We start from the raw sequence: 2,758 nt of genomic DNA, 5'->3' as shown, positions 1-2,758 counted from the left end.
CTGCACGGGCTGGGCGTGCGTCCCGACGCCCGTGGCGGCGGGATCGGCACGGCGCTCACGTCGACCGTCCTCGCCGAAGGGCTCGCGGCCGGGTGCGCCTACGTGTCGCTCGGGATGTACGCCGACAACGACCGCGCGCGGCGCGTGTACGAGCGTCTGGGCTTCCGGACCGAGCTCGAGTGCGCGTCGTTCGGGCCGCGCGGCGCTGACCGACCGGCGCCCTGACGACCCGGGCGAGTCCGACCGACCGCGCGGACCGCTCCGGGCGTCCGGACCGCCCTGGTCTCCGGTCCGGCCGCGGCTCAGTGGTGGAGCGGGAGCCGCTCGTGCACGCGGCGCAGGAAGCGCGGCGCCCACCAGTTCGCGCGGCCGAGGACCGTCATGGTCGCGGGGACCAGGAACAGCCGGACGAGCGTCGCGTCGACGAGCACGGCGATCGCGAGCGCGAAGCCGACCTCCTTGATGACGAGCAGCTTGCCCGCGACGAACCCGGCGAACACGACGATGACGATCGCCGCGGCGGACGTGATGATCCGCCCGGACCGCTGCAGGCCGAGCCGCACCGCCTCGTCGTTCGAGCGGCCCTCGTCGACGAGCTCCTTGATGCGCGAGAGCAGGAACACCTCGTAGTCCATCGCGAGCCCGAAGGCGAACGCGACGACGAGCGCGACGACGTACGTCTCGATCCCGCCGGTCGGCACGAAGTCGAGCACGCCCGTGAGGTGGCCGTCCTGGAACACCCACACGAGCACGCCGAGCGACGCGGCGAGCGACAGCGTGTTGGTGAGCAGCGCCTTGACCGGCACCACGACGGACCCCGTCATGAGGAAGAGCAGCAGGAGGGTCGCGACGGCGACGACGCCCGCGGCGACGAGCGCGCGTTCCGCGACGGCGGCGGTGAAGTCGATCTGGCCCGCGGCCTGGCCCGTGACCCACGTCGGGAAGCCGGGGTCGAGGTCCCGGATCTCCTCCACGACCTGGCGGGACGTCGCGTCGCCCGGGTCGTCGGTGTCGGGCCGCACGCCGACGACGACGTAGGAGCCCACGGTCGTCGGCGGGTCGACGCTCGCGACGCCGTCGAGGTCGGCGAGCTCCCCGGCCCAGGTCGCGGCCTCCTCGAGGGTCGACTCGGCGACCACGGTGATGGCCGGCGTCGTCGCCGCCGGGTAGCTCTCGCGCAGCGTCTGGACGTACTCGCGCTGCGCGGAGCCGATGGGCAGCAGCTCGGTCGTGGAGTTGCGCAGCTCGATGCGGGCGAGGGGGAGGGCGAGCAGGCCGAGCAGGGCGAGCGAGCCGAGCATGACCCACCACGGGTGCCGCTGGACGCGTCCCGCGAGCCGCGAGAAGGCGCCGTCCTCGGTCTCGACGTCGGCGGTGCGCCGCAGGACGCCGCGCAGCCCCGGGATCCGGGACAGCACGCTCGGCCGCACGATCCGCCGGCCGAGGAGCGTCAGCAGGGCCGGGACGAGCGTGAGGGCGGTGAGCACCGAGACGAGGACGACGGTGACGCCGGCCGCGCCGAACGCGCGCAGGATCGGCGGGCGGAACACCAGGAGGCCCGAGATCGCGATCGCGACGATGAGCGCCGAGAACGTCACGGTGCGCCCCGCGGTCGACATCGTCCGCTCGACCGCGACCAGCACGGCACCGTCGCCGCGCCGTCGCCGGCTGCCCTCGCCGCCGTCGTCGTCGACGAGGTGGTGCAGCTCCTCCCGGAACCGCGACACGATGAGCAGGCCGTAGTCGATGGACAGGCCGAGCCCGAGCACGGTGACGACGTTGACGACCGACGAGTCCAGGTCGAGCACGTACGAGAACGCGAGCAGCGACGCGAGGCCGCCGGCGATCGACGCGACGGCGCCGGCCATCGGCAGCCCGGCCGCGAGGAACCCGCCGAACACGAGCACCATGACGAGCAGCGCGACGGGCAGCGCGATCGCCTCGCCAGTGCGTAGGTCGGTCTCCACCTGCTCCGTGATGGCGCGGACGATGAGCGTCGTGCTGCCGACCATGCCGCTCGCGTCGGGCGCGACGTCGGCGAGCTCGCGCGGGACGGCCCGCAGCGCGTCGACGGCCTCGTCGTGCGCGGTCGCCTCCTGCTCGCCGCTGAGGTCGGGCGCGAGCTCCACGACGACGAGGAAGCCGTCGCCGTCCCGCGCGACCAGCGGGGCCGCCGCCGGGTTCTGCGCGCCGCCCGGCAGCGCGAGCGGGTCGATCACGCTCGCCACGCCGTCGATCCCCGCGAGGTCCTCCCGCAGCGGCGCGAAGGCCTCGGCGACGTCGGGGTCCGCGGGGTCGACCCCGCTCAGCGCGAGCGTGACCGACGGGCCGGTGGTCGACGCCTCGTCGAGGATGTCCTGCCCCGCGACGCTCTCCGACCCCGGCACGCTCGGCGCGCCCGTCGACAGCCGGTCGAACAGGTTCTCCCCGTGCACGCCCAGCACCGCGAGGGCGTACCCCGCCACGGCCAGGACCAGCCAGACGACGACGGTCAGGCGCGGGTGGTGGGCGACGGCGCGGCCGAGACGGGCGAACACGCGGGTCATCGTCGCAGGTGGACCCGGGGTGCCGCACGCACGGTTCGGGTGACGTCGGCGCGCGTGCGTACCCTGCCCGCATGGACCTGTTCGACACCGCGACGGCGACCGCCGCGGGCGTGCCCGCCGTCGCACCGGGTGCGCCCCTCGCCGTGCGGATGCGGCCGCGCACGCTCGACGAGGTCGCGGGGCAGGAGCACCTCCTCGTCGCGGGCTCGCCG

At 74.9% G+C, this 2,758-nt stretch carries 2 protein-coding genes and 1 pseudogene; 2 read left to right on the top strand and 1 reads right to left on the bottom strand.

Annotation, left to right across the window (positions count from 1 at the left end):
• Positions 1–225, top strand: a 225-nt coding sequence (locus HGA02_RS15510; RefSeq protein ID WP_168679962.1) for a GNAT family N-acetyltransferase, incomplete at its 5' end; no start/stop codon positions are given.
• A gap of 77 nt (positions 226–302) precedes the next feature.
• Here the strand turns inward: HGA02_RS15510 and HGA02_RS15505 are convergent.
• Positions 303–2,546: an MMPL family transporter gene (locus HGA02_RS15505; RefSeq protein WP_168679961.1), complete on the bottom strand. Its 2,244-nt coding sequence runs from the start codon at positions 2,544–2,546 to the stop codon at positions 303–305.
• A 71-nt stretch (positions 2,547–2,617) separates the two neighbouring features.
• Here HGA02_RS15505 and HGA02_RS21115 point away from each other — a divergent pair.
• Positions 2,618–2,758: pseudogene (locus tag HGA02_RS21115) on the top strand (replication-associated recombination protein A); the annotation flags it as partial.

It is taken from the genome of Cellulomonas septica (assembly GCF_012396155.1).
GTDB classification, from domain to species: Bacteria; Actinomycetota; Actinomycetes; order Actinomycetales; family Cellulomonadaceae; genus Cellulomonas; species Cellulomonas septica.
The sequence above is the reverse complement of the archived record's forward strand: the minus strand, read 5'-3'. Positions and strand labels throughout refer to the sequence as shown.

What these genes read in the sequence shown, in the direction of transcription:
- HGA02_RS15505 (WP_168679961.1), bottom strand. Translation starts at nt 2,546, where the DNA reads ATGACCCGCGTGTTCGCCCGTCTCGGCCGCGCCGTCGCCCACCACCCG.